General features: G+C 64.6%; 22 protein-coding genes and 1 pseudogene. 2 read left to right on the top strand and 21 right to left on the bottom strand.

Features of this window, described 5'->3' with window-relative positions; genetic code table 11:
- Positions 1 to 29 precede the first annotated feature (29 nt).
- The 9 genes and pseudogenes from QJT78_RS23385 to QJT78_RS23425 all read right to left on the bottom strand — a co-directional run bounded on the left by QJT78_RS23385 (position 30) and on the right by QJT78_RS23425 (position 13,377).
- A pseudogene (locus QJT78_RS23385) lies at positions 30 to 1,281 on the bottom strand (DUF1501 domain-containing protein).
- 2 nt (positions 1,282 to 1,283) lie between these two features.
- Positions 1,284 to 2,762 carry a DUF1800 domain-containing protein gene (locus QJT78_RS23390; protein WP_028150390.1) on the bottom strand — a complete coding sequence of 493 codons (1,479 nt, stop codon included), beginning with the start codon at positions 2,760 to 2,762 and terminating at the stop codon, positions 1,284 to 1,286.
- A 42-nt stretch (positions 2,763 to 2,804) separates the two neighbouring features.
- Positions 2,805 to 4,937 (bottom strand): serine hydrolase, encoded by a 2,133-nt coding sequence (locus QJT78_RS23395; protein WP_244433254.1) that lies wholly within the window; start codon positions 4,935 to 4,937, stop codon positions 2,805 to 2,807.
- Between the two features lie 62 nt (positions 4,938 to 4,999).
- Positions 5,000 to 7,513 carry a M56 family metallopeptidase gene (locus QJT78_RS23400; protein ID WP_028150392.1) on the bottom strand — a complete coding sequence of 838 codons (2,514 nt, stop codon included), beginning with the start codon at positions 7,511 to 7,513 and terminating at the stop codon, positions 5,000 to 5,002.
- On the bottom strand, positions 7,510 to 7,902 hold the full coding sequence (locus QJT78_RS23405) for a BlaI/MecI/CopY family transcriptional regulator (protein ID WP_014493096.1): 393 nt from the start codon (positions 7,900 to 7,902) through the stop codon (positions 7,510 to 7,512). Before QJT78_RS23405 ends, QJT78_RS23400 begins: the two co-directional genes overlap by 4 nt.
- A gap of 229 nt (positions 7,903 to 8,131) precedes the next feature.
- Positions 8,132 to 9,784, bottom strand: a complete 1,653-nt coding sequence (locus tag QJT78_RS23410) for an NAD-dependent malic enzyme (protein WP_080586496.1) — start codon at positions 9,782 to 9,784, stop codon at positions 8,132 to 8,134.
- Positions 9,785 to 9,946: 162 nt separating this feature from the next.
- Positions 9,947 to 10,945 carry a tripartite tricarboxylate transporter substrate-binding protein gene (locus tag QJT78_RS23415; RefSeq protein WP_038942276.1) on the bottom strand — a complete coding sequence of 333 codons (999 nt, stop codon included), beginning with the start codon at positions 10,943 to 10,945 and terminating at the stop codon, positions 9,947 to 9,949.
- 99 nt (positions 10,946 to 11,044) lie between these two features.
- On the bottom strand, positions 11,045 to 11,719 hold the full coding sequence (locus tag QJT78_RS23420) for a mechanosensitive ion channel domain-containing protein (protein ID WP_240537503.1): 675 nt from the start codon (positions 11,717 to 11,719) through the stop codon (positions 11,045 to 11,047).
- Complete coding sequence (locus QJT78_RS23425) at positions 11,716 to 13,377, bottom strand: hypothetical protein (protein ID WP_240537504.1); 1,662 nt, start codon at positions 13,375 to 13,377, stop codon at positions 11,716 to 11,718. The genes QJT78_RS23420 and QJT78_RS23425 overlap by 4 nt, the downstream gene beginning before the upstream one ends.
- Positions 13,378 to 14,097: 720 nt before the next feature.
- On the opposite strand from QJT78_RS23425, the gene QJT78_RS23430 reads away from it, so the two are divergent.
- Positions 14,098 to 14,982, top strand: a complete 885-nt coding sequence (locus QJT78_RS23430; protein WP_028150394.1) for an MBL fold metallo-hydrolase — start codon at positions 14,098 to 14,100, stop codon at positions 14,980 to 14,982.
- Positions 14,983 to 15,125: 143 nt separating this feature from the next.
- Here the strand turns inward: QJT78_RS23430 and QJT78_RS23435 are convergent, their stop codons facing one another.
- The 10 genes from QJT78_RS23435 to QJT78_RS23480 all read right to left on the bottom strand — a co-directional run bounded on the left by QJT78_RS23435 (position 15,126) and on the right by QJT78_RS23480 (position 23,884).
- The gene (locus QJT78_RS23435) at positions 15,126 to 15,380 is read right to left on the bottom strand and encodes a DUF3551 domain-containing protein (protein ID WP_063629858.1); all 255 of its coding nucleotides are present in this window, start codon (positions 15,378 to 15,380) and stop codon (positions 15,126 to 15,128) included.
- A gap of 13 nt (positions 15,381 to 15,393) precedes the next feature.
- A complete protein-coding gene (locus QJT78_RS23440) occupies positions 15,394 to 16,431 on the bottom strand; it encodes a patatin-like phospholipase family protein (RefSeq protein ID WP_028150396.1) in 1,038 nt (345 codons plus the stop codon).
- Positions 16,428 to 17,357 carry a polyphosphate kinase 2 family protein gene (locus QJT78_RS23445; RefSeq protein WP_028150397.1) on the bottom strand — a complete coding sequence of 310 codons (930 nt, stop codon included), beginning with the start codon at positions 17,355 to 17,357 and terminating at the stop codon, positions 16,428 to 16,430. The genes QJT78_RS23440 and QJT78_RS23445 overlap by 4 nt, the downstream gene beginning before the upstream one ends.
- Positions 17,317 to 18,336 (bottom strand): branched-chain amino acid ABC transporter permease, encoded by a 1,020-nt coding sequence (locus tag QJT78_RS23450; protein WP_038942277.1) that lies wholly within the window; start codon positions 18,334 to 18,336, stop codon positions 17,317 to 17,319. The genes QJT78_RS23445 and QJT78_RS23450 overlap by 41 nt, the downstream gene beginning before the upstream one ends.
- Entirely contained in the window at positions 18,333 to 19,214 is an 882-nt protein-coding gene (locus QJT78_RS23455) for a branched-chain amino acid ABC transporter permease (RefSeq protein WP_028150399.1), read from the bottom strand. The genes QJT78_RS23450 and QJT78_RS23455 overlap by 4 nt, the downstream gene beginning before the upstream one ends.
- A gap of 13 nt (positions 19,215 to 19,227) precedes the next feature.
- Complete coding sequence (locus QJT78_RS23460) at positions 19,228 to 19,932, bottom strand: ABC transporter ATP-binding protein (protein WP_028150400.1); 705 nt, start codon at positions 19,930 to 19,932, stop codon at positions 19,228 to 19,230.
- Between the two features lie 3 nt (positions 19,933 to 19,935).
- Positions 19,936 to 20,703 (bottom strand): ABC transporter ATP-binding protein, encoded by a 768-nt coding sequence (locus tag QJT78_RS23465; RefSeq protein WP_028150401.1) that lies wholly within the window; start codon positions 20,701 to 20,703, stop codon positions 19,936 to 19,938.
- Between the two features lie 15 nt (positions 20,704 to 20,718).
- A complete protein-coding gene (locus QJT78_RS23470; protein ID WP_038953302.1) occupies positions 20,719 to 22,029 on the bottom strand; it encodes an ABC transporter substrate-binding protein in 1,311 nt (436 codons plus the stop codon).
- Between the two features lie 95 nt (positions 22,030 to 22,124).
- Positions 22,125 to 22,829, bottom strand: coding sequence for a hypothetical protein (locus QJT78_RS23475; protein ID WP_028150403.1), 705 nt, complete (start codon positions 22,827 to 22,829; stop codon positions 22,125 to 22,127).
- A gap of 29 nt (positions 22,830 to 22,858) precedes the next feature.
- Entirely contained in the window at positions 22,859 to 23,884 is a 1,026-nt protein-coding gene (locus tag QJT78_RS23480) for an ABC transporter substrate-binding protein (protein ID WP_028150404.1), read from the bottom strand.
- A 139-nt stretch (positions 23,885 to 24,023) separates the two neighbouring features.
- Here QJT78_RS23480 and QJT78_RS23485 point away from each other — a divergent pair, with 139 nt between their 5' ends.
- Complete coding sequence (locus QJT78_RS23485) at positions 24,024 to 24,473, top strand: cupin domain-containing protein (protein ID WP_028150405.1); 450 nt, start codon at positions 24,024 to 24,026, stop codon at positions 24,471 to 24,473.
- Between the two features lie 73 nt (positions 24,474 to 24,546).
- Here QJT78_RS23485 and QJT78_RS23490 read toward each other — a convergent pair whose 3' ends face one another.
- Positions 24,547 to 25,320, bottom strand: a complete 774-nt coding sequence (locus tag QJT78_RS23490) for an anti-sigma factor (RefSeq protein ID WP_028150406.1) — start codon at positions 25,318 to 25,320, stop codon at positions 24,547 to 24,549.
- Positions 25,317 to 25,826, bottom strand: coding sequence for a sigma-70 family RNA polymerase sigma factor (locus QJT78_RS23495; RefSeq protein ID WP_038942280.1), 510 nt, complete (start codon positions 25,824 to 25,826; stop codon positions 25,317 to 25,319). The genes QJT78_RS23490 and QJT78_RS23495 overlap by 4 nt, the downstream gene beginning before the upstream one ends.
- Between the last annotated feature and the right edge of the window lie 41 nt (positions 25,827 to 25,867).

Below are 25,867 nucleotides of genomic sequence, written 5' to 3' on the forward strand. Positions count from 1 at the left end.
GACCCGATCCGGTTGTGACGGCCGCGCCGTCAGCCGACGAGGCCTCCCATCGGCTTGACGTCCGCGCTGCCGGGGAAGACCGCATCCGCCAGCACCTTCTCCTCGACGCGCAGATGGTCCCTGAGCAGGCCCTTCAGCACGGCGCGAAGATCGTTGGTCGGCTTGAGGTCGCGATTCCTCGAACAGTTGCGCCGGCTTGAGGCCCGGCCAGTCCGCGATCACGCGGCCGCCGGCGAGCGCGCCGCCAATGAGGAAGGCGACCGTGCCCGTGCCGTGATCCGTGCCCTGCGTACCATTGATGCGCGCGGTGCGCCCGAACTCGGTGACGACGGCGACGACCGTCTCCCGCCAGGCCTCGCCCATGTTGGTCTCGATCGCCGCGAAGGCGCCATCGAGCGCACCGAGCAGATTGTAGAGCTGGCCCGAGGCCGCGCCTTCGGCGATATGCGTGTCCCAGCCGACGAAGCCCATGGCGCCGACGCGCGGGCCGTCGGCCTTGGCGAGATAGCGCGCGGCGGTGCCGGCTGCTTCGGCGAAGTAGGCGCGCACGCGCGCGATGCCGGGCGGCATCAATGTCGGATCGTCCGACATCGGATCGCCCGTGCCGGGCGCGCCGCCGAGCGAGGCGAGCTTCATGCGCGCCTGGAGCACGGTCGCAAGCTTCGGATCGGTGTGCTGGTAGAGATCGAGCAGGCCGTTTTGCGTGTCCTCGCTCGCCGGTAACAGTTTTTGCGGCACCCATGTCATCACGGGCGCCGAGCCGCGCACCACCAGCGGCGTCACCGAGCCGATGCCAAGCGCGCGGCTGCCGCGCGGATCGACGCGCCCACCCGACTCCATCGCGAACAGCGCGCGGTTGAGCCATCCCGAAGCGGTCACGCCGGGCTTCGAAATGCCGCTCTCCAGCACGTCCTGGCCATCGAAATGCGAGCGCTCGCGATAGGGCGTCGCGGCAGCATGGACGATTGCGGCGTTGCCGGTCTTGTAGAGCCGGTGCAGGTTCGGCATCGCCGGATTGAGCGCGAAGAAGGAATCGAGCGGCAGCGCCGGCGGCTTGCCGTCCAGCACCAGCGCGCGATCGCCGCGCAAGCCGATCCAGTCGGGATCGCCGACCGGCGCGACCGCACCGAGACCATCGAGCGCGCCACGCAGGACGACGACGAGAAGGCGCGGATCGCGCCCTTCGGCACGTGCGATCCGCGGCATCTGGCTCCACGCGAACAGCGCACCTGAGCCGACCAGAAGCTCGCGCCGCGTGGGCAAATGATTGACGAAGCCCATGCTCACCTCCTCTGAAAATCCGCCGACATAAACAATAGCGCCAGTGCCTGCTGCCGGCTCTCGGCGCGTCCGACCGCCTGCTTCACCTCGGGCGCGATCTCGGATGCGAAGACATCCTCGATGATGACTTGCGGATCCGCGGTGCCGGTGATGCGCTCGGCAAAATTGTTGGCGACGTCGAGCCGCCGGCCGATACCGTCGACCCAGCTCGCTTCGTCGTCCGGATAGCCCTTCGGCGCGGACGGACGCCACAGCGCCTCGCCCAGCAGCTCCTGACCGCCGGTGAAGCGCACGGGATCGACGGTCGTGATGCCGGTCGCGCGCACCATGCCGACGACCCATTCGCCGGGACGCTTCAGTTTTGACGGCGGCCCGCGCCACGCGTCGTCCGACGACACCATCGAAATCGCGACCTGCTTGAGATCGCCTTCGGTGTCGCGAAAGGTCTTGGCCATCTGCTCGACGAGAGCCGGCGGCGGCTCGTCGGCGACGAAATGGCGCGCGAGCTTGGTTGCGACATGCGTCGCCGTCGCCGGATGCGCGGCGAGGTCGCGCAGCACGGCGCGGCCCTGCTCGGCGTCTTCCTGCTCGTAGCGCTTGCCGAGCACGGTCTGCCCGCCGGGCTCGTGCAGCCGCGGATTGAAGGTGAACTCGCCGCCATGCTGGGGATCGGCGCCCGGCGGCACCAGCGTCCAGCCGGTCAGCACGTTGGCGAAGCCGATCACGTCGTCTTGGGTGTAGCCGGTGCGCACGCCGAGCGTATGCAGCTCCATGATCTCGCGCGCAAAGTTCTCGTTGAGGCCACTGCTGCGGTTGATGCCGGCGATCGAGTTCGCGCCCATCGAGCCGAGATTGTCGAGATAGAACAGCATCGCCGGATGGCCTTCGACGGCCAGCAAGAGATCGACGAAGCGGCCGAGCGCATTGGCGCGAACGGCTTCGCGTTCATAGGCACCGGACATGCTCTGGATCCGGTTGGCCGAGACGCAGAAATGGTTCGACCAGAACCACACCAGCCGCTCGGCGAAGCCGATGTCGGCGGCGAGCGCGGCTTCCGAGCGCAGCTTGGCTTCCTGCAAGTAGATCGGACGGCCGGGATCAGGAACGGCGTCAGCCGCCTGCTTGGCCGCTATCTCGGCAGCATCCTTCTCCTGGCCCTGTGCTGGCGCCCCCTCGGTCTGCGCCTGAGCCTGACCCTGCTCGCCCGCAGCAACTGGTGTCGCAGCCATCTGCTGCTTCTTGGCCTGCTGCTGCGCCTGCTTGGCACGCGCGGCTCGCCGTGCATTGGCATCGGCCACGGTGCGATAGGCCTTCGCACTGGTGGGAAGGCTGGCGGCGGCGCTCAATGCGAGCGGCCGATCAAGCTCTGCGATCAACGCGCCGCGCGGATCGGTCCCGACAGCCGCAAGTGATCCCGGTCGCGGCCCCATCCCGAAGCGATGAAGCGCCAGCACGGCCTCGGCCTTTGCGGAATTGCTCATGGCGAACGCCCAACTCTTTCAAGCCCGCCGACCGGTGTCGCGCTAGGCTACCAACCGTAATGCTACAAATCGTAGCATTACGGAAATGCGCTCGCAAGCGGAGATTGAAACGCGATGGTCAAGAAGTCGGGAGCCGCGACAGACGGGCACCCGCGGCAGTCCTAGAAATTGGGCCCAAGCGCGCTCTTGGCCGCATGCTGCTCCCAAGGCCCAGGATTCAGGATGAGCCCCGAGACTTTGCCTGCTGCGTCCCTGATGAAAGCGATCCGGGTATGATCTTGGTCGTCTACGGTGAATTCGTTGCTTGATGTCGCCCACGAGCGGCGTCGCGTTGCCCTTCTCGAATGCGAGGATCGGCCAAGCCCCCGTCGCCTCCGCGATGAGCCTGCCTTGCTCGACGCGAAGTTGAAGCTGGACCGAATTGGCACGGCGGGTGGCTCTTACGACGCTGAGATCGCCGGCGCTGCTTTGACCCCTGTGGACGATTTTCATCTTGATCGTCGAGTCGACTGGCCCTCGCAGCTTGGCCAGGACATCGGCGAGTGCGAGGCCTCTCAGCGGCGCGCCGTCAATTTCAGTGATGAGGTCGCCCGCCGTCACACCGGCTTTGGTTGCGGGGCCGCCGCCAGGGTTCGGCTTGTTGATCCTCAGCCCCTCCTGCTCCATGGCGACGAAATTGCCGATTCCAAGCCATCCGGTCTTGCCATCAGCGAGGCCCTGTCTGTCACGCGAGCTCACCGTAGCGCCGAAGTCATAGGTCCCGGCATAATCGGCGAGCGCTTCCGTGCTCAGGGTCGCCGGCGCAGCCGGCGGGACGGCGGTCGACTCGGGAATCGTCAATGCGCCATAGACGAGGTGATTGATCCCCGAATACAGCACCGCCTGGCGCCCTTTGCTGCCGGGCGTCGTCTGGACCATCTGTACGCCGATCAATTGCTCCGCCGGATCGATCCAGAAATACGTGCTCCAATGTCCCGCCCAGGAAAAGCTCCCGACCGCTCCCGGGATCCAGCTTTGGACCGGATCGGTGCGGATGGCGAAGCCAAGCCCGAAGGTTGTTCCGGCGCGGGCGCCAACCTCGTCACCTCCGAAGATGGTGACACCCGATGGCAGTGCGTTCGTCGTCATCTGCTTCACCGCATGCGGGCTGAGCACGCGCACGCCATCGAGCTCGCCGCCATTGAGCAGCATCTGGCAAAAGCGGAGATAGTCGGGCGCGGTCGATACGAGTCCGCCGTCGCCGGAAAACAACTTTGGCGGCGTCGTGACATCCCAGATCGGCGGCCGTTCCGGCATGGGAGAATCGACGAGCCGATCGAGCTTCTCCTTCGGCACAAAGAAGCCGGTGTCGACCATATGCAGCGGACCAAAGATGCGGCTCTCCAGGAACCGATCGAAGGGCTGACCAGACGCCACTTCAACGACCCGGCTCAGCACTTCGACGCTCCAGCCATATTCATGGACCTCGCCGGGCTCGTGCGCGAGCGGCAGGCGGGCCAGGCTCGACACGAATTCCGCCAACGTCGTGTCGCGTCTCCGCACGGCCCTCAAGCCGTAGAGCCCATGGATCGTCCGGATCCCGAAGTCGGCGCTTGCGTCGGCAAGGCCCCGTTCCGGGTAGGCAAAATCGAGCTCCGGATAGATCAGGCCAGACGTATGGCGCAACAGATCGCGAACCGTCATCGGACGTTTTGCTGGTTTTGGCAGACCGAGCCCGTACTCCATTTCGCCTGTCGCCGGGTCCGCCTTCTGAAAAGCGACCCGCATGTTCGCAAGCTCCGGCAGATATTGCGAGACGGGCGCGTCGAGGTCGAGCTTGCCCTCGTCCACCAGAATCATGGCGGCGACACTGGCCACCGGCTTGGACATCGAGGCGATCCAGAAGATGGAATTCGTCTTCATCGGGACGGTCTTGGCGCGGTCCTGAAATCCGATGGCCTGCAAATAGGCGAGCTTGCCGCCCTTCGCGATTGCGATGACCGCACCGGGGAGAAGGCCGTCCGACGGCGAGAAAGAATCGAAGCGCGCCTGATACCATGGCGCGATCCGCGCCAGACGCGCGGCCGAGAATCCCAGGCTTTTTGCATCGCCTGGTGTCGCGAGGTCATCGGCGAGTGCCGTCCCCGACAGGCAAAGCACGACGGGAATCGCCCACATCGATGCGACGAGTCTCATTCCGCAGTCTCCGCAGAAGCACAACAAATCTGAGCAGGCACTCCTGCGGCAGACGTGAGCCGCTAGAAATTGGGTCCGAGCGCGATCTTCGTGATCGTGCCGTTCCTGACGCCGATGCGCCATTCCGCCGAGCCGTTGGCGAACTGGGCGACATAGATGTCGCTGTCGAGCGCGGTGACGCCACGGAACGAAACCGCGCGCAATGCGCCGAGCCGCGCCAGGATCGCCTGGTCGAACGGAAGCTGCTGACGCGTGATGTCGGCCACCTCCGACGTCATGCGCTCGTAGTCCGGCTGGCCCTTGCCGACGCCTTCGATATAGCGGCGCAGCATCTCCTCGCCATTGGCGATCGGAACGGCGCGGCGCGCCGCGCGCCCCGGCCGCGCGCCGATGTTCGACGCTTCGACATTGTGGAAGCGGGTCTGCCGCCCCGGCAGCAGGACTTCAAGGCACCGCCCAGACTTGTCGGCAATCACCCAGGGATTGTTCACGGTGGTCGTGGAAGCCCAAGACACGTTGGGCCTGACGGTGCTCTGCATCCTGCGATTGCCATCGGCGTCGAGATTGAAGACCTGGATGTCGTCGCCCATCTCGTTATAGACCATGATCCTGATCGGCGAAGTGCCGGCGCGGCCGCGCACGCGCGCTTCCTCCGAGCAAGGCACTATACCGCCGAGCTCGTCGTTGCCGTCGGGCCGGAAGATCACGTCGCCGGCCTTGCCGTCGGGCTCGATCATCAGGCGGAATTCGGCCGTGCCGTTCTCGAACTTCGCGCCATAGATGTCATAGCCGCCCGGACCGACGCCGCGGAAGAAGATCGATTCCACCACGCCGAGCGCCTGGAACGCCTCGCGCATTTCATTGAGCTGCCGGTGGACCTTGGCCGCTAGCGGCGCGCTCGTGCGATCGTAGTTCGGCGTTCCGGCGCGCAGGTCTTCGATCCCGCGCAAGATCATCTCTTTGCCGCCCGCGACCGGGACCTGCTCCCTGAACCTGTCAGGAACTTCCGCAAGGCGGCGCGTGAAGTCCGCCTCGACCGCCTGCGCCACCGCCGCATCGACGCGAGGCGCGAGGCGCGCGCCGAACGTCGCGCTCTGCACCAGCACGCGTGCAACCTTCGACTGCTCGTCGCGCAGGAAGATCAAGAGATGGTCGCCGCGGAAGGAGAAGGCGTCAGCGCCCTCGGCGAGGACCTGCGTTGCGCCCTGTCCCGTCTCACGCAACCAGAGACGATCGCCGTCACGCCGCAGCGTGAGCACGCGGTTCGGCGCGATCCTGTACCATCCGACATATTGATCGAGCGACGCGGGATCGACGGCTGCCGTGGGCATCTCGGCGACCCGAACCGCGCGGATATCGCGGCCGTTCATGCGCAGCGTCAGCTCGGAGGAGCGGCGCTCCGCATCGAGCGGGAACGTGATCTCGCCGGACGGGGCCGCGTAGGCCGCGGTGCCGTCACTGCCAACCGTCAGGCGCAGCCTGCGCTGTCCGGTGAGCTGGCCATAGAGGTCGTCGCCCTCGCGGAAGATGGCGAACACCGAGCCCGGACCCATGGCGTAGAAATTGACGAAGGGGCGGTAATGCTGGGCCGGCACCTCGCCGGTATCCGCGGCGACGGGCACGGGATCCGGGGTGCGATAGGCGATCATGCCGGCGGACACGATCACAGCCGGAATGATCGCGGCCGCGATCCACAGCCGCTTGCGCCAGCCGACCGCGACGGGCATGGCGGCGGCCGCGATGATGCGCTCGACGCGTGCGCGCACGGTCGATACCCGCGCCATCGCGAGCTCCACCGGCCGCGGATTTACGCTGGTTGCGACATCGAGCAGGATTTCGGCATAGGACCAGCGGTCGTCGATGACTTCGATAGCCTCGGCGTCGCTGATGATCTCGGCGAGCTCGGCAAGGCGCGCGAGCTGCCACCACGAGAACGGACTGAACCAGAACACTGCACGGTTGAGCGAGGCAAGCAGCAGGACGTAGAAATCGCGATTGGCGACGTGCGCGCCCTCATGCGCGAGCACCGCGAGGCGCTTCTTCGCATCCCAGCCGGAGAACTGCGGCGGCACCAGAATGGTCGAGCCGAACGTGACCGGACCGCCGACCTCGCGGCTGACGCGCACGTCGGCGTCGATCAGCTGCGGGCCGCTCATCGGCCTTGCCGCGCGTGCCAGACGCCAGGTCAGGCAGAGACCGATGGCCAGCCGCAGCAGCAGCGCGCCGGCGACGCCGGCATAGACGATGGTGGCGACCAGCCACCAATTGATCGATACAACAGCTTTTGCCGGCGCCACGACGCCCGGCGGAATCGGCAGCGCGGGTTGCGGGGCCTCCAACATCGAGATGTCGGCCGGCAGGAAATCATCCGGCACGGATACCGGCAAAGGCATCCGGGTGATCGTCAGCGTCGGCCAATGCATGACGAAGGGCATCGCCAGCGATGCCAGCAGCACGACGACCCACGCCGTCATGTGGACGTGCGGATTGCGCACGCGAAACAGGTTGAGACCGAACCAGACGACGCCTCCCAGCACGAAGGAGCGTAGCGCCGCCTCAGCCAGAGTTGCGATCATTCTTTCTTCACTCCCCTCGCCTTCTTCGCCTTGGCCACCTGGTCGGCCAGTGTACGCAGCTGCTGCTGGTCGAGCATCGCATTGTCCACCATGCCGACGAGGACTTCCTCCATCGAGCCGTTGCAGAACCAGTCGACGATACGCTGCACCGCCTTGGCCGCGACCCGCGCGCGCTCTTCCGCAGCGTGGTAGACATAGGTGCGTCCGTCCACGGTGTGCCGAGCATAGCCCTTTTCTTCGAGCCGGCGCAGCACCGTGCGCACCGTGGATTCCTTCAGACGCCGCGACAGCCGCTCGCGCACGACCTCGGCCGTAACGGGACCATGGGCCCAAACCAATTGCATGACCTCGTGCTCGAGGTCGCCCAGTTCGGGCAAACGATCGTCCATGGCATCTGACCTTGCGGATTGAGTTTTCTTGTAACGCTACAGATCGTCGCATATGCGGCCGCGCCGCGCAACGGCGATTCCACCTCGCCGTGCCGTCATGCCCGGGCTTGTCCCGGGCATCCACGTTCTTCGTATCACGCGGCAAGGGGCGTGGATGGCCGGGACAGGCCCGGCCATGACGATGTGGAGACGTCAGCGCATTAACCGCGCCGTTTTGGGTGCAGCACGCTCAATACTTCGGCTCGTACATCTCGGACTGGACCAGGCCCTTCACGTCGTTGGGAGCGGGGCCGTCGGCGAGACCGCGTTGATAGGCGACGTCCGCCACCGCAACGGCGATGCGGGCCGAAACCTCGCGAATGCGAGGGAGTGCCGGATAGAGGCTGCCCTGCGCGAGGTCCTCCTTGCCGACGCAATCGGCGAGCGTATGGGCGGCCGCCATGAACATCTCGTCCGTCACCAGGCGCGATCGGCTGGCGATGACGCCGAGGCCGACGCCGGGGAAGATGTAGGAGTTGTTGCCCTGGCGCGGCACGAAGGTACGGCCGTTGAGCGTCACCGGATCATAGGGACTGCCGCAGGCGAACAGTGCGCGGCCCTCGGTATAGCGGTAGGCATCCTCGGCCGAGCATTCGGCCTTCGAGGTCGGGTTGGAGAGCGCGAACACGATCGGCTGCTCGTTGAGCGCGGCCATCGCCTTGAGCACGTCGGGTGTGAAGGCGCCGCCGACCGCGGCGACACCGATGATCGCCGTCGGCTTCAGCGTCTTGATCGCGGTGAGGAAATCGGCGATCGGCGCCTGGCCGGCATGGGCATAGCGCAGCTTGTGGCCAGAGAGGCCGTCACGGCCGCCGACGACGAGGCCGCGGGAATCCACCAGCCAGTTGCGCCGGAGAGCTTCCGCCTCGGAAATCCCCTCCGCCATCATGGCCGAGACGACGAGATCGGCGATGCCGGTTGCCGCCTCGCCTGCACCGAGGAACAGGATGCGCTGATCCCTGAGCTTGCCGCCATTGACGCGCAGCGCCGAGAACAGGCCGGCGAGCGCCACGGCCGCGGTGCCCTGGATGTCGTCGTTGAAGACGCAGGCCTCGTCCCGATATTTGTGCAGCAGCTTGAACGCCGAGTGATTGGCGAAATCCTCAAACTGGATCAGCACGCCCGGAAACGTCTTTCGCGCAGCCTGCATGAACTCGTCGACGAAGCTGTCATAGGCCTCGCCAGTGAGCCGCCGCTCGCGCAGTCCGAGATAATAGGGATCGTTCAAGAGCTCTTCGTTGTTGGTGCCGACGTCGAGCACGATCGGCAGGCAATGCTCGGGATGCACGCCGGCACAGGCGGAATAGAGCGAGAGCTTTCCGACCGGGATGCCCATGCCGTTGGCGCCGAGATCGCCCAGCCCAAGGATGCGTTCGCCATCGGTCACGACGATCAGCTTGGCCGGATAAGGCCAGTTCTCCAGGATCTCGGCGATCTGGCCGCGATCGCGCGATGAGATGAACATGCCGCGCGGCCGTTGGAAGATCAGACCGTATTTCTGGCAGGCGAGCCCGACCGTCGGGGTGTAGATGATAGGCTGAATCTCGTCGATATTGTCGACGACGACGCGGAAGAACAGCGCCTCGTTGCGGTCATGCAGCGCATTCAGCGCGACGTATTTTTCCAGATCCGTCGGCAGCGTACGCAGATTGGTGAGCACGCGCTCGACCTGGGTCTCCATCGTCAGCACGCAAGGCGGCAGCAGGCCGCGCAGGCCCAGCGCGTCGCGCTCCTGTTCGGTGAAGGCGGTGCCCTTGTTGAGCAAGGGATCGCGCAGCAGCGTCATGCCGTGAGCGGGGTCGGATGATGTCGGTTGGGCGCTGACCCGAGCAGGTCTATTCACGAATTCCCCCAGGGAGTTTCTTATTGAAGGGCAAGCATTGTCGGCCAGTGCTCACCCGAGATCAAGGACGTAGCGACTCAAGGCTCGATTGTGATCTCGCACCGCAGCGAGATTTCGCGAAAAGCCGGCATTTGCGCGCGAGAAGAGGTAAACGCAGCACGACTACTCGGGCTTGATGTCGGCGGCCTTCACGATCGGCCACCATTTCTCGGTCTCGGCCTTCTGGAAGGCCGCAAGCGCTGCGGGCGTCTGCTGCTCGGTCGGCGGTATCTCCTGCCCCAATTCGCCGAAGCGCTGCTTCACGGATGGATCGGCGAGCACCGCGACGATGGCCGCGTTGAGCTTCGTGACGATGTCCTTCGGCGTGTTCTTCGGTGCCCAGATGCCGTGCCAGTAGGAGATGTAGAGACCGGGCAGGCCCGCCTCGTCGACGGTCGGGATGTCGGGCGCGGAGGCGAGCCGCGTCGGCGACGTCACTGCGAACGCCTTGATCGCGCCGTTCTTGTATTGCGGCAGCGAGTTCGAGGCCTGGTCGAACATGATGTCGATCTGGCCTGCGACGAGATCGATCATGGCGGGTCCGGCGCCGCGATAAGGCACGAACTGGAAATCGGTGCCGGTCTTCTCCTTGAAGAAGACGCCTGCGACGTGCGCGCCCGTGCCGGCACCGGCTGTGCCAGCAGTCGCCTTGCCGGGGCTGGCCTTCAGCCACGCAATCATCTCTTTCAGATTGTTGGCCTCGAGCGACTTCCGGCCGACGATCAGCTGCGTTCCCATCGCGATCGTCGCGACCGGCTCGAAATCGGCGATCACATCATAGGGCAGCTTGAAGATCGCGCCGTTCAGCACATGCGTGCCCCAATGGCCGATCGTGATCGTCGTGCCGTCAGGCGTCGCGCGCGCGACGCGGGCGCCCGCAATGCTGCCGGAGGCACCGGCGACATTTTCGACCACGACGGTCGTGTGCAGCTGAGCGGCGATCCGCTCGGACAGGATCCGCGCCAGCGTGTCGGTCGGGCCGCCCGCCGCGAACGGCACCACGAGGGTGATGGGGCGCGACGGAAACGGCTGGGCGCCCGCCGGTCCGGCCCACACCGCGGATCCGATCAATGCGCAAATGACGATCACATGACCGCGTAGTCCGGCCCACAGCCCCTGCATTCCATCCACCCTTTTTCATCGCCCGCATGTTGTTAGCGGGCTGGGGCCGGAGTGAACGCTGCCGGGCGGGCAGAGGCAAGCTGGAAATTATGCCGAGCGCTAACCAGCCGCCCGCCGCGGGGCCAGATTGGCGGCGCCATCAGCCGGCGGCGCGATCTGCATCAGGATGGTCTGGACCGGGGATGCGACCTCGATGCCGTTCTGCTGGAAGCGCAGCTTCATGCGGCGATTGAATTCGCGCTGCACCGGCCAGCGGCCCGCCTCCGTGCAGCGGATCTGGCCGACGATCGACACCATGGCACCATCGACCTTGTCGATGCCCCACAGATCAAGGTCGCCGCGAATTGCCGCGCGAAACTCCGGCTCGCGGCGCATCTCCTCGACGATGTCCTTGAGGATCTGGCCGGCGCGGTCGGTGTCTTCCCTGTAGGCGACATTGACGCTGACGGACGCATTGCCGGCGCCGCGGCTCGCATTGGTGATGGTCGTCACCGCGCTGAACGGCACGATGTGCACCGCGCCATCGCCTGCGCGCAGACGAATGGTGCGGATCGAGACATTCTCGACCACGCCGGACAGCCCCGAAACGCTGACGTTATCGCCGACCTGGACCGTGTTCTCCAGCAGCAGGAACAGGCCGGTGATGAGATCCTGCACCAGCTTTTGCGAGCCGAAGCCGATGGCGATGCCGACGATACCGGCGCCGGCCAGCAGCGGCGCGACGTTGACGCCGATCTCGCTCAGCGCGGTGAGGCCGACGACAGTGGCGATCAAGCAAAGCAGCGCCGTTCGCAGCATCGGCTGGAAGGTGCGCAGGCGCGCCGCGCGGGCGTAGTGCCCATCGCGCGACAGCGTATTGATCTGGCGGTCCAGCAGCGCGTTGCTGGCTTCCCAGACGGCGGCAGCAATGAGCACAGCGATGCCGATGGTCGCCACCGCCGAATCAGCCGGCCGCCGATCTGGCCTCCATAGAACCAGACCATGGCGTCGACGCCCCAGACTTCGAGCACGGCCACGAAGCCGATGAACGCGATCACGCTGGATACGATCTTGCGCAACAGCGGCAGATAGCGGTTGGCGCGGATCTCGAGGCCCGGAAAGCGCTGCAGTATCTCCGGCTTGATGCGGAAGCCGCGGTCGATCAGGCTCAGCGTCACCATGATGGCGACGCGCGTGATCAGCGCCACCACGACGGTGCCGACGAAATATTGCAGCAGCAGCGAATAGCCATTGCGGATGTTGAGCGCCCAGACCGCCCACAGCGCGAGGTCGAGCGCGATGGCGAGATAGTGCCAGCCGCCGGCAATGCGGTTGCGCAGTCGCGCCGCGATCCCCTGCCGCTCCGCCGGCGCGCGGATGGCATCGGCGACCTGGCGGCGGCATTGCAGGATGATGACGACGACGAAGAGATGCACGACCAACAACACCATACGCAGCAGCGCCGCATAGCCGGCGCGGTGCAGGCCGAGCAGCAGCGCCACATTGGCGAAGGCGATGCCGGAGACGCCGACGCCGACGATGCGCCGCGCCCAGATCTCGACATAGGCCGCGGTTTCTGCCCGAACCGGAACGAGGCCAAACGGCCCCGCCAGCGCGCGGACGACGCAGATGAGCCCGCGCGAGAACGCGTAGGCATTGACGACGGCGAGGATCACGAGGCGCACGGTTGCGGGATCGCCGATCTCCGTGCCGAGCAGAGCGGTTGCGACGCCGATGAAAACGAACACGGGGAGCAGCTCGAGCAGGAGACGCCCGAGCACGAAGGGCAGCCGCAGCAGCAATTGCCAGACACGTGCGAGACTGTGGCGGCGCTTGTGCAGCTCGGGCGCGGGCGTGACATCGGCGACCGACGACGGTGGATCTGCGATGGGCAGCACCTGCGCCGGCAGGCGCGCGGTTTGCGGGACGCGTCCTTCCAGGAAGGCAACCGGTCGCCGGATCGCGCGGAAGATCACCCATTCCGCCGCAAGGGCGCAGCCGAACACCAGCGCGAGCTTCCAGGCGATCTCGATCAGGAGGTTGTAGGCGGCGGGATCGTTGGCGGTCCGTACGATCCAGTAATAGAATGCGGGGAAATGCGTCAGCGTCCGCGCCACGTCGGCGATCTCGCGCGAGATCTCGCCGATCTCTTCCGACACCGTGAGCAGGAGCTGTGCGCCAAGGCCGTCGGCCGAGAGCGGGATCGGCGATTTCTGCTCGGGCGCCGCGGGCACCGGCTGCTGCTGGCCGGGCACATTCGCGATCACGCGCAGCGTATCGATCATCTGCGCACGTTTTTTGTCGTCCTGGAGCGTCTCCAGCGCCCGCTTGGCGTCCTCCGGCGACAGTGCGGCAGCCCTGTTGGCGGCCGGCGGCTCGGCGCGGACGGTGGAAAGAGACGAGATCGCGATGAAGAGAGCGGCGAGGAACGCCGGGGCAAGCTTGTGCGACACGAGGATTCCCTGGAAAAGCGCATGCGCCGGCGGAGTCGGGACTGTCGCCGCCGAAGCACTGCGTCATGTCGTATCGACGCTATTCGCCCCGGCGCTGTGTCGGAAGTTGGCCAACGAGGCGACATTCTCTTGGCATTTGCCGCAATGCAGGAACGGGAACCGTCGGCTCCGCGCGGCCGAACATCAACCGAGTGCGATGCTCACAACAAAATCCTCCCGTCATTCCGGGAGTCGGCCCGGAATGACGGCGAGGAGGAGGAGAAAGCAGGATGTCAAAGCGCCTGTCACGGCGGCCGCATCACGGCCATCCGACACGATCGGTGTGATGCAAAATACAGCGCCGGGAAGGTAGGGGCTTTGCCTCACTGATGCAGCCCGCTAAACCTTGACCCGGCGTGCCGTTCGCGGTTTCTGCCGCTATGCGATAGTCCGAACGAGCTCCATCGCACTTAACGCGGCTGGATCTGCGGAGGTGGAGTCATAGACCTCCCCTTGCTCTGAGGTGGACGACGCGTCGCTTGTTTGCGACCAACGGCATGCTCCTCCCGTGACATAAAACTGTCAAGCAGGATCAATGGTGCCGGTATCACATTTGAGGACGTGTTCCCTCCACCGCGATAGATTGATCGCAGTGGATCAGGGAATAAATTCCCTCCCGCCGCGTTTGTGTCAGAGAGTCCATTCGCCTTCCGCATTCCATCCATTTCCAGAAAGCCAGACATGAAAGCATTGCTTTGCATCGCCGCTGTCGCGGCCCTCCTGACTGGATCGGCCTTCGCGCAGACCCCGCCGCAGACCTCGACCAAGAAGGTCGACGGCACCGAGAACGTCTACGTCTTCCGCTATGGCGGTCATCAGTCGATGTTCATCGTGACACCGCAGGGCGTGATCGCGACCGACCCGATCTCGTATTTGCGTCCGGCAAAGCCCTATATCGACGCCATCAAGGCCGTCACCGACAAGCCGATCAAATACGTCATCTACAGCCACCACCATTACGACCACATCGCCGGCGGCCAGCCCTTCAAGGATCTCGGTGCCACCTTCATCGCACACCGGCGGACCAAGGAGCGCCTGCTCGAGCTGAAGAAGCAGAATTCGCTGCTCGCCGATGTCGTGATGCCGGACCAGGTGATCGGCGACAAGAAGAGCATCACGCTCGGCGGCACCACGCTGGAGCTGAACTATGTCGGCCGCAACCATTCCGACAATTCGCTGGTGATGCGGCTGCCGAAGGAGAAGATCGTCTTCGTCGTCGATTTCGCACCGATCGAGTCCGTGCAGTTCCGCAACATCCCCGATAACGCCTCGCCGATCGAGTATATCGCCTCGCTGAAGAAGCTCGCATCGCTCGACTGGGAACGAATGATCCCCGGCCATCCCTATGCCGGCGGCCGCTTCGGCACCAAGAAGGACGTCGAGGACGACATCGCCTACATGGAAGATCTATCTGCAGAGGTGAAGAAGGCCGCCGATGCCGGCAAATGCTTCGACACCGCGATGAAGGAAGTGAAGCTGCCGAAATACGAGAAATGGGCGAATTACGAGACCGCCCTTCCCGCCAATGTCGAGCGCTTCTGCTACTGGTGGGGCCGCGGGTATTGAGGGTCGGCTTGCTCAGACGCGACGAGCTTCGCTCGCGCTGAGATCGTAGGGTGGGCAAAGGCGCTCTTGCGCCGTGCTCACCACCTCTCGCCGGACGAAGATTGGTGGGCACGCTTTGCTTTGCCCACCCTACGGGATCGCCGCTAGCGAACGCGGCGCCCTGTCCTCGCCGACGGCGCCTGCGCGAAATACGGATTCGTCAGACATGTCGCCGGACGCCCCTGCGCGCTTGCCCGGCACTGGGCGAACGAGGAGAAAATGCAGTCCATCCGTTCGCCCTCCAACTCGCCGAAGACGTGCAGGCAGACCGGCGCATCGCCCCCATAGGTCTGGGCGCGCGCGGAACCGGCGATCAAGAGCGCAGCGAACAGGGAAACGACGACAGCAGGCTTGTACACGACAAACTCGAAATCAGAGAAACATTTCAGTCAAATCAACCGTCGACGAGCTGCCGATCCAGTCAAAGTTTTGCGTCAGCCAGATTCGCGCGGCCTCACGCCCCTCGTCACGCAGGCGGCACAAGAGGCTCCATTCGGGATGGAACTGCGTGGCCGTTCCGAGCTGCGACATCAATTGGTCGTTTCCAATCCAGTGCATGAACATGCGGCTGTGCGTGTTGCGATCGAGCTCGCCATTATCGATCAACCGGGTCGTGAAGGCAATCGCGCGCATCTCACGCATCAGTGACGAATTGAAGCTGATCTCGTTGATGCGATGGAGAACGTCGGCGGCACTCGTCGGCAGTTCGTCACGCCGGATCGCGGTCACCTGCACGATGATGACGTCTTGGCTACCTTTTCGATAGATCAGCGGAAAGATCGCGGGATTTCCGAGATAGCCGCCATCCCAATAATGCTCGCCGTCGATCTCGACCGCCTGGAAATATGGCGGCAGACAGGCCGAGGCGAGCACGGTCTCCGCGCTGAGCAGCGGCGTCTGGAACACCTTGATCTTGCCGGTACGGACATTCGTGGCGTTGAGAAATAGCTGCGGTGCGTCCGGCGATGAATTGAGCCGATCGAAATCGACCACGCGTAGCAGCAACGACCGGAGCGGATTGAAGTGGAGGGGGTTGAGCAGGTTCGGCGGCACCGTGTGCGTCAGCGTGTGGATGAAAGCATGGACAGGGTGATATTCCGGCGGCAGCTTGAGGGCCTGGATCAACTGGTTGAGTGGCGAGAACAGGTCATAGACCTGATCCATCCGCGAGACCTCGTACCAGAACGCATGCAGGTTCTGCCGCGCCCCCTCGGCTCCGCCGATGGCCATGCCTGAGGCCAGCACCACCGCATTCATCGCGCCCGCGCTTGTAGCGCTGATCGCCTCGATGGCGAGCCTGCCGTCCTCGAGCACGTGGTCCAGCACGCCCCAGACGAAGGCGCCGTGCGCGCCGCCGCCCTGAAGCGCGAAGTTGACGTTCTTCTGGTTGCTGGTCTCACGGGCGGTCACTTTGCGGGCTTCCTGCCTCCCTTCCCCTCGCGCTCCAGCGCCTTGCGCACCTCGTCGAATTCGCCAAGCGAGGCCTTGTCGGCGCGGGGAAAGCGCAGGTCCAGCTTTTCGAGCGCCGCGACGATCGCCGAGCCGATCACGACGCGCGCGAACCATTTGTGGTCGGCCGGCACGACATACCATGGCGCGTGCGACGTTGCCGTATGCCGGACGATGTCCTGATAGACCGCCTGGTAGCGCGGCCACAGCGCGCGCTCCTTGATGTCGTCCATCGAGAATTTCCATTGCTTGGCCGGTTCCTCGAGCCGCTCAAGGAAGCGCTCGCGCTGCTCCTCCTTGGATAGATTGAGGAAGAATTTCAGGACCACCGTGCCGTTGCGGCTGAGATGGCGCTCGAAGGCGGAGATGTCCTCGAACCGCTCCTTCCAGATGTTCTTGGTGACGAGCCTTTGCGGCAACTTCTGCCTGGCGAGAATCTCCGGGTGCACCCGCGTGACCAGGCACTCCTCGTAATGCGAGCGGTTGAAGATGCCGATATGGCCGCGCTCGGGCAGCGCGATCGCGTGGCGCCAGAGGAAATCGTGGTCGAGCTCCTTGGTGCTCGGCGCCTTGAAAGCATGGACCTCGCAGCCCTGCGGATTGATGCCCTCGAAGATCGCCTTGATCGCAGAATCCTTGCCGCCGGCGTCCATGGCCTGGAACACGATCAGCACCGACCAGCGGTCCTGGGCGTAGAGCTTCTCCTGAAACTCGATCATCCGCTTCTTGTTGGCGTCGAGAATCTCCTGCGCCTTCTCCTTGTCGAGATCGCCCTTCTCGTTGGTCTTGTAATCCTTGAGGTGAAACTTGCCCGATCCGTCGTAACGGAACGGCGTGATGTAGCGGTCAAGTTCCTGGGCGAGCGATTTGGACGGCTTCTTGCTCATGAGCGCGGGGCACCTTGCGTTGCGGCTTCAATCGGTCGAGCAGGCTACCAAGGATGCCCTTGGGAAGGAATATGATGAAAAGGACGAGCAGCACGCCATAGACGAGGTTGTCCCAGCCGACCGCCTTGGTACCGAAGCCGATACGCAGGGTTTCCGCCAGCAAAATGGTGATGACAGCGCCAAAGGTCGGGCCGAGCGAGACGAACAGGCCGCCGACGATGGCCGCGAACACCATCTGGAGCGACACAGCGATGCCGCTGACGGTGTCGGGGGTGATGAACATCTGGTACTGGCAGTAGATTGCGCCGGCGAGCGCCGTCATCACGGCGCTGAGCAGCGTGATCTTCAGCTTCTCGGCGGTGACGTTGACGCCGGCCGCGGCCGCGGCATCCTCATCCTCCGAGATCGCCTCCAGCGCATAGCGAGCCATGCTGCGGTCGACCCAGTGCCAGACCACGATGCCGAAAAGCCAGACCCCGAGCGCGATCAGATACCAGGTCGTCTTGTCGTCGAATTGCAGCGCCAGCAGCTTGTTGCCCGAGGCCCGATTTGGCGTATAGCCGAGCGAGCCGCCGGTATAGTTGCGCGTCGCCGTGATGACCTGGAGCACGATCCCTGACAGCGCCAGCGTCACCAGCACGAAATAATGTCCGGTGATGCGGAAGCGGAAGCAGGGATAACCGACGATCAGCGCCAGCGCGCCGGCCGCAACCATGCTGATGGGAATGCCGATCCAGGGCGACCAGCCCAGGTGATTCCACAGCAGCGCGGTGACATAAGCGCCGATGCCCATGAAGCCGCCATGGCCGAGCGAGACGAGGCCGAACCGTCCCATCATCGACCAGGAGGTGTAGGCGAACGACCAGATCAGGATCAGCACCAGGATGTGCAGGTGATAGGGATCGCGATAGAGGAAGGGCAGCGCGACCAGCGCCGCCAGCCCCACCGCCCACGCCGCAAGCCGGCCCTGCCCCATCATCGGCGCCTCGCAAGCAGGCCCGCGGGCCGGATGAACATCATTACGATGAAGAAGGCGAAGGCGAGCACGTAGCCCCATTCGAGATCGGAGAACAGGCCGCCGAGCGATATGATCTCGGCGAACACAAAGGCGGCGATGAAGCCGCCGATGAAATTGCCGAGCCCCCCGAGCACGCAGATCAGGAAGGTGATCGGTCCGAAGGAGAGGCCGACGAAGGGATGCACGTCATATTGCAGCACCAGCAGGCAAGCGGCGAGCCCAGCCAGCGCGCCGCCGAGCGCGGAGGTGATGAGATACATTCTCTTCGTGTCGACGCCCATCAGCGCCATGATCTGCCGATCCTGGGAGATGGCGCGGATCGCGGTGCCGGTGAAGGTGCGGGTCATGAACAGGTACACTGCGACCATGCCGACCAGCGCGGCCAGAAAGGACAACAGCCGCGCGTAGCTGAAATTCATGTCGCCGAAGGCGAGCACCGGCAGGCGGATGCCGAGATTGCGGAAGTCGATGCCGAAGGCGACGGTGGCAAAGCTCTGGAGCACGAACAGCACCCCGCCTGTCGCAAGCAGCTGGTTGATCGGCGGCGCGGTGAGCAGCGGCGCGATCACGAGGTAGTGCAGCGCGGCGCCGAGGATCGCGACGAGCAAAATGGTGAACGGCGCTGCGATGAAGTAGCTGAGGCCGTAATACTGCACGATGAAATACATGGCGTACATGCCGATCATCACCAGCTCTGCGTAGCAGATCCAGGTCACGTCGATGACGCCAAAGATCAAATTGAGCCCGAGCGCGAGCAGTGCCAGCACGCCGCCGAGCAGGATGCCGTTGATCACGGCCTCCAGCAGATAGATGTCGAAAATGCTCAAAAAAGCTTGCATGCCTGCATGAACCTCATACCCCGAGATACGCTTCCTTGACCGTGTCGCTCGCCAGCATCTCGGCCGAGGTGCCGGACGCTCTGATCGTGCCGGCCTCGATCAGATAGGCGCGATCAACCACTTTCAGCACCTGCTGCACGTTCTGCTCGACGATCAGCACCGTCAGGCCGCGGGCGCGGATCCGCTTCACCAGCTCGAACACCTGCTGCACCACGACCGGCGCCAGCCCCGCCGACGGCTCGTCGAGCAGCAGAAGTTTTGGATTCGACATCAGCGCGCGGCCGATCGCGCACATCTGCTGCTCGCCGCCGGACATGGTGCCGGCCATCTGGTGGCGGCGCTCCTTCAGGCGCGGAAACAGGTCGAACACAACATCCAGCCGCTCGGCATAGTGGCCGCGCGCTTCCTTCATGAAGGCGCCCATCTTGAGATTGTCGTCGACCGTGAGCTGCGGAAACAGCCGCCGGTTCTCCGGCACATGCGCAATGCCGAGGCTGACGATCTTGTGCGGCGGCGTCGCCACGACGTCGACGCCCTCCATCCTGATCGACCCCCGCGTGGGACGGATCAGGCCGGAGATGACGCGCATCAGAGTGGTCTTGCCGGCGCCGTTCGGGCCGATGACGCCGACGGCCTCGCCGGCCTTCACGTCGAGATTGACGTCGAACAGCGCCTGGAACGTGCCGTAACCCGCGCTGACCGAACGAAGCTCCAGCATCGTCTAGCCCCCCGAGCGGCGGCGCGCTTCCGCCGCCGCGGCCTGCGTGGTCTCGGCATCGGTGCCGAGATAGACCTCGATGACGCGCGGGTCGCCGGCAACCGCGCTCGGCAACCCTTCCGAGATCTTCTCGCCGTGATCGAGCACCATGACGCGGTCGACGACGCGCATCAGCACGCCCATGATGTGCTCGACCCAGATGATGGTGATGCCGAGCTCGTCGCGGATGTTGCGCAGCATGTCGGCCGCCTGGTCCATCTCGGTCTCGTCGAGACCGCCGAGGCTCTCGTCGGCAAGCAGCAGTTTTGGCGCGGTGGCGAGCGCTTTCGCGAGTTCGAGCTTCTTCAGGCCGGCTGCGCCCAGGCCATCGACGCTGGCATGGCGATCGGTCGGCAGGCCCACCATCGCAAGTGACCGCTCGGCCGCCTCCTCCGCCCTGGCACGACTGTGGCGGCCCTGGCCGTAGAAGCCGGCCAGTGCGACATTCTCGAAGATTGTCAGGCGTCGGAACGGCCGCGGGATCTGGAAGGTGCGGCCGATGCCGCTGTTGATGATCCGGTGCGGCGCAAGGCCTGCGATCTCGGCGCCCCCGAACAGGATCGAGCCGGATGTCGGCGCCAGCGTGCCGGAGAGCATGTTGAAGATCGTGCTCTTGCCCGAGCCGTTGGGGCCGATCAGGCCGAGGATCTCGCCCTGATCGACCCGAAACGACACGTTGTTGACGGCGGTGAAGCCACCAAACCGCTTCACCAGCCCGCTGACTTCCAGCACCGCCCTGCTCCGCCGCTACTGGTTGCTGTAGGTGGTACCCTTCGGCAGCGGCAGCACGGCCTCGCGCTGCGCCTGACTCTTGGGCCACACCACAGAGGATTTGTCGTCGATGTACTGGATCACGACCGGGAACGACCGCTCGTTCTGCCCGGCCATCGGCGTGCCCTCGCCGTAGAACTTGACGCCGAAGCCGAGCATCGTGCCGCCTTCGGGGATGTCGGTGTCGAGCGCGGCCTTGCGCAGCGCGTCGGGATCGACGCCGCCATATTTTTTAATCGCGCGCGGCAGCACATCACTCATGAACACGTAAGTGTTGGACGCGCCGATGCCGACATGCGCGGAGCGGATGGCAACGCCGGGCCTGATTTTGTCGAACTCCTCGCCGACCATCTTGATGACGGGCGGGAGCTTGGGATCCATGGTCTTCTGGTTGGCGAGCCAGATCGAGATCGGGTCGGTGTTGAATATGTAGGTGGCGTCAGCCCCCATCCCTTCTCTCAGCTTCTCATAGACGCCGTAGCCGGCACCATGGCCCATCAGCGCGCCGAACTTCAGTCCCTGCTCGCGGGCCTGGCGCAGCAGCAGCGTGATGTCAGGGTTGTAGCCGGTGTGGAAAATGACATCGGGCTTGGCACGCTTCAGCTTGGTCACCAGCGCGGAGAGATCGGGCGCCGTCGCCGAATAGCCTTCCTTCATCACGACGTTGAAGCCCGCCTTCTTCGCGCCGGCCTCGTTGCCCCTGGAGACGTCGACGCCATAGGCACCATCCTCGTGGATGATGGCGACGCGCAGGTCCTTCGGCTCCTTGTCGAACTTCGCCTTGGCATTCTGCGCGATGAAATCCATCGTCATCATGCCGAACTGATCGCCGCTCGCCTGCGGGCGGAACACGTATTTGTAGCCCTTGTCGTTGAACACGGCCGACGAGATGCAGGTCGTCATCCACATGAACTTCTTGAGCTGCTCGACGCGGGCGGCGACCGGCACGCATTGCGCCGAGGAGAAGAAGCCGAGCACCATGTCCACCTTCTCCTGCTCGAGCAGGCGGACGGATTCGTTGATGGCGATGTCGGGCTTGCTCTGCGCGTCGGCATAGACCGCCTCGATCTTGTAGCCCTCGACGCCGGTCTTGGCGAAATGGTCGAGAATAATTTTTGCGCCGATATAGCCGAGCTCAGATCCACCGCCCGCGAGAGGCCCGGTCAGGTCGAAAACAACGCCGATCTTGATCTTCTTCTCTTGAGCCTGAGCCGAAGCCATCAAGCCCGTTGCTGATATCGCGACCAACAGCCCACGTACCAAGCGGGCAGCCATGCGCAGGCGCATCAAAACCTCCCTGGACGATTGTGCATTGCATTCTTGTTGCTCTTGCTTTTTGGCCCATCACATGGGCTGGGCGCAGCGATGTCAAGCCTCGCGCGTCAGCGCGACGCGAACTGCTGCTCGATAAAGGCCGTGACAAATCGCGGCATGGTCGGCGTGAGATCACTCATCCCGCGCACGAGATGAATGGCCGACAACTCCGGATCGGCTTCGCGGGCGAGATTGGCCTCGATCCGGGCCCGGGCCACGTCACCCGGCATGTCCAGGTTGATAATTTGAATCATTGCAATCGACGGACCGGTGACGACACAGTGCCAGTCCGGCTGGGTCCGGTAGTCGGCCGCGGTCAAGCCGGTCTCTTCCCCGAGTTCGCGGATGACGCTGCCGGGAATGTCGAGCGCGCCGTCACTGACGTCGTCCAGATCGGGCGTGCCTGAGGGGAAATAGATGCGGCCTGCATTGGCGGTGTGCTGCGCCATCTCGCCCATGATGAAGGCACCATCCGAGGCGCGCAGCGCGCCCATGCCGAAGCCGTTGAACACCGCCTTGTCGGGAAAGCCCCAGTCGCGCCAGGCAAGGAAGCTCGCGAAATCCGTTTCGAAATAGGTCGCGGCGAGATGGCCGTCCGTGAACACGGCATCGCGCCCGAGCAGGACGCGGCCGTTCCACATCTTCGGCCGCTCGCGCTGCTTCTCGGCGAAATGCGCCGCAATCTCGGCGCGGCGCTCTTCGGCGAACGGCCAGGCGATCGGCCGCACGGCAAGATCTAGCGTCGTGACGCGATGAATGACCAAGGACGTCATGACACCTGATTACAATGCCTTCGCGTCAGTTATTTGGCGTTCCCCGTGGTCTTCTTGGCCTGATCGACGTACTTGTTGGTAAAGGTCTTGCTGACGTCGATCTTGGCGGCGGCCACCTCGGGCGAGCCGACGCTGAACACCGCGAGCACCGCGTCCGCGCCCTTCGGGTCCATCTTGCCGGTTTCGGAGAACATCGGGATCGTGTTCTTCAGCGCGGCGAGATAAAGCTCCTTGTTCTTGCCGACCATCTCGTCCGGCATCTTCGCCATGATCTCCTCCGGCGAATGCGAATGGATCCAGCCGATCGTGGCGAGCATTGCGTTGGTGAGCGCCTGCGTTTCCTTCTCGTGCTTGTTGATCCAGGCCACGGTCGAGTACAGCGCGCCGCCCGGATATTCGCCGCCGAACGTCTCGAGCGTGTCCTTCTGGGTGCGGGTGTCGCTGAGGATGCGCAGATCCTTGTGGCTGCCCTGAAGCACGGTGACGGAGGGATCGAGCATCACGGCGGCGTCAATCTGCCCCTGCTCCATCGCGGCCACGGCGGTGGCGCCGAGGCCGACGCCGATCACGGCGGTGCCGGCGGGATCGAGCCCGTTCTTTTTCAGGAGATATTTGAGGAAGAAGTCCGTGGAGGAGCCGGGCGCGCTGACGCCGACCTTCTTGCCGGCGAGATCCTTGACCGACTTGATGTCATTGGTGCGCGAGGGCGCGACCACCAGCACGAGGCCGGGATAGCGGTCATAGACCACGAAGGCCTGAAGCTCCTGCTTCTTGGCGGCGAGGTTGACGCAATGGTCGAAATAGCCGGAGACCACGTCGGCGCTGCCGCCGAGCACGGCCTTGAGCGCGTCCGAGCCGCCCTTGAGGTCCACGAGCTCGACATTAAGGCCCGCCTTCTCGTATTCGCCGAGCTGCTTGGCCAGCACCGTCGGCAGATAGCACAGGCAGGCGCCGCCGCCGACCGCGATGGTCACCTTGCTTTGCGCCGCGGCAAGACCCGTGGTGAGCGTCAGCGCGAGCAGCGCACCGGCGAGCCTGGCAATCGTGTTCTTCATTGGTTTCCTCCGTTCGGCTGGCGGCACCATAGAGCAGCAGGATTGGCTTGAGAAGCACTGCCAAAGTGCGACTCGCCATCGGCCTTTCGGCGCAATAGCATGGGTCCACAACAACAATTCTTGATGGGGAGGATCAACCATGAATCGCCTTACAATCGGGCTGTCGATCGCCGCCGCCTTTGCCGCCGGATGCGGCGCGAACCAACTGCTCCGGCCGGCGCTGGCTGCCGAGAACGTCACCGCGCAGATCATCCACACCGGCGAGATGGAGGGCGACGCACTCGGCCCCGCCAACAATGTCGGCTACCGTTCCAAGATGTTCGCCAGCGCCGACGGTGCCACCATCTCGATCCAGGTCGGCAATGTGCCCAAGCACATGCATCCCAACACCAACGAGATCCAGTACATCCTGGACGGAACCGGGACGATCTGGCTCGGCGACAAGGAGGTGACGGTGAAACCCGGCGACCTCGTCATCATCCCCAAGGGCACCCCGCATGGCGGCACCAAGCCGATCAGCGGTCAGGTCAAGGCCATCGCGATCAAAACGCCGCCGCAGGCGCCCGATGACACCAAGCTGCTGGACTAGGCTCCCTGCAACTCGGGCCGGTTGAACGTTCGGGCTCGCACTGCCATGCGGGCCCATTTCCTCAGTTTCGAGGCTAGATCGGGCGCGTCTGCTTTCGGATCTCGTTCGCGATCGGCTTGAGGGTGTCTCCCGGAAGCTGGCCGACGAGCGTGTAACCCATGCCGCCATCCGCCCACACAAAGCCCGCGACATCGCCGGTCGATTGCGGCATCATCGGCGTATCCAGATTGCGGTTGCTCATCGGACGCGTCAGCACGACAAGCCGGTCGCCGTGATCGTCATCGTACATGAACATCGCGGCCGGGCCGTGCGACGTCGCAACCAGGCGACCGCCCATCAGCCGATAGCCGGATACGGAGAGATCCGGCACCTTGACCGGCTGTTTCAGCCGATTCGATACCCATCGCGTGAGCTCGGCACTGTCGGACGCCCTTATCTCGACCGGCCGCACGCGGTCCGGTGCGTAAACGCCATACGAATAGGCCGCCTCCTGTGCCAGCGCAGACAATCCATTCGAGCCCTCCTGCAAGACGCCGCGCATGGTCCACCCGCCAAGACCGCCGATGCCGAGAAGCAACATCGCAGCGATCGCCCACCACGCCCGCATGGGAGACCGCCTCCGGCCCTCGATGATGTGCGACAGATTCAACTCGGCCGGCAACGGCTCGTCGGCGATCGACGCAAACGCCCCGCGCAGCTGCTCGCGCTGGGTGGCGAAGGCCGCAACGCGCGCAGCGACGTCCTGATGATCGTCCAGATAGGATGCGACCTCCGCGCGCCGCTCAGGCTCGAGCGCCTGGTCGACATAGGCGTGGAGATCGTCCTCGGTGATCGGCCGCCGGTTCATTTCACGCCCCGCAATGCCACGACGTTCCCTGGAGCCACGCCCTCCATCTCCTGCAATAGCCTCTCCCGCGCGCGCGACAGGCGCGACATCACGGTCCCGACCGGAATCTTCAGCACTCCCGCGGCGTCCGCGTAGGATAGATCCTCAACCGCAACAAGCAACAACACGGCACGCTGCTCTTCCGGCAGTCTCGCAAGCTTTTTCAGGACATCCTGATAGATCAGCCTGTGCTCCTGTGCGGCGGCACTGGCAAGCTCACGCTCGCCTGCATCGTCGATCGGCATATGCCTGCCCCGCGCCGTCGCCTGGCGGAATTGCGTGACCGCCAGATTGTGAAGGATGCTGAACAGCCAGGCGCGCACGCTGCCGTCGCGCCGCTGATGCCAATGGCTGACGGCACGCTCCAGGCAATCCTGAACCAGATCATCGGCAGCCACGCGATCGCGCAAAAGCGCGCGCGCGTAGCGGCGGAGCGCGGGGATAAGCGGCTCGACCTGAACCAGCATGTCCTTCACGAGGCGCTCCACCTGCCCCTTGCCGACGTCGG

Source organism: Bradyrhizobium sp. Mp27 (assembly GCF_029953005.1).
GTDB classification, from domain to species: domain Bacteria; phylum Pseudomonadota; class Alphaproteobacteria; order Rhizobiales; family Xanthobacteraceae; genus Bradyrhizobium; species Bradyrhizobium barranii.

Excerpts from the sequence above, each read along its gene's own strand:
- QJT78_RS23445 (WP_028150397.1), bottom strand. The coding sequence starts at position 17,357 with ATGAGCAAGAAGCCGTCCAAATCGCTCGCCCAGGAACTTGACCGCTAC.
- QJT78_RS23460 (WP_028150400.1), bottom strand. The coding sequence starts at position 19,932 with ATGCTGGAGCTTCGTTCGGTCAGCGCGGGTTACGGCACGTTCCAGGCG.
- QJT78_RS23430 (WP_028150394.1), top strand. The coding sequence starts at position 14,098 with ATGAAAGCATTGCTTTGCATCGCCGCTGTCGCGGCCCTCCTGACTGGA.
- QJT78_RS23480 (WP_028150404.1), bottom strand. The coding sequence starts at position 23,884 with ATGAAGAACACGATTGCCAGGCTCGCCGGTGCGCTGCTCGCGCTGACG.
- QJT78_RS23450 (WP_038942277.1), bottom strand. The coding sequence starts at position 18,336 with ATGATGGGGCAGGGCCGGCTTGCGGCGTGGGCGGTGGGGCTGGCGGCG.
- QJT78_RS23415 (WP_038942276.1), bottom strand. The coding sequence starts at position 10,945 with ATGCAGGGGCTGTGGGCCGGACTACGCGGTCATGTGATCGTCATTTGC.
- QJT78_RS23405 (WP_014493096.1), bottom strand. The coding sequence starts at position 7,902 with ATGGACGATCGTTTGCCCGAACTGGGCGACCTCGAGCACGAGGTCATG.
- QJT78_RS23490 (WP_028150406.1), bottom strand. The coding sequence starts at position 25,320 with ATGAACCGGCGGCCGATCACCGAGGACGATCTCCACGCCTATGTCGAC.
- QJT78_RS23400 (WP_028150392.1), bottom strand. The coding sequence starts at position 7,513 with ATGATCGCAACTCTGGCTGAGGCGGCGCTACGCTCCTTCGTGCTGGGA.
- QJT78_RS23455 (WP_028150399.1), bottom strand. The coding sequence starts at position 19,214 with ATGCAAGCTTTTTTGAGCATTTTCGACATCTATCTGCTGGAGGCCGTG.
- QJT78_RS23495 (WP_038942280.1), bottom strand. The coding sequence starts at position 25,826 with ATGCTGGTTCAGGTCGAGCCGCTTATCCCCGCGCTCCGCCGCTACGCG.
- QJT78_RS23485 (WP_028150405.1), top strand. The coding sequence starts at position 24,024 with ATGAATCGCCTTACAATCGGGCTGTCGATCGCCGCCGCCTTTGCCGCC.
- QJT78_RS23390 (WP_028150390.1), bottom strand. The coding sequence starts at position 2,762 with ATGAGCAATTCCGCAAAGGCCGAGGCCGTGCTGGCGCTTCATCGCTTC.
- QJT78_RS23470 (WP_038953302.1), bottom strand. The coding sequence starts at position 22,029 with ATGCGCCTGCGCATGGCTGCCCGCTTGGTACGTGGGCTGTTGGTCGCG.
- QJT78_RS23475 (WP_028150403.1), bottom strand. The coding sequence starts at position 22,829 with ATGACGTCCTTGGTCATTCATCGCGTCACGACGCTAGATCTTGCCGTG.
- QJT78_RS23395 (WP_244433254.1), bottom strand. The coding sequence starts at position 4,937 with ATGAGACTCGTCGCATCGATGTGGGCGATTCCCGTCGTGCTTTGCCTG.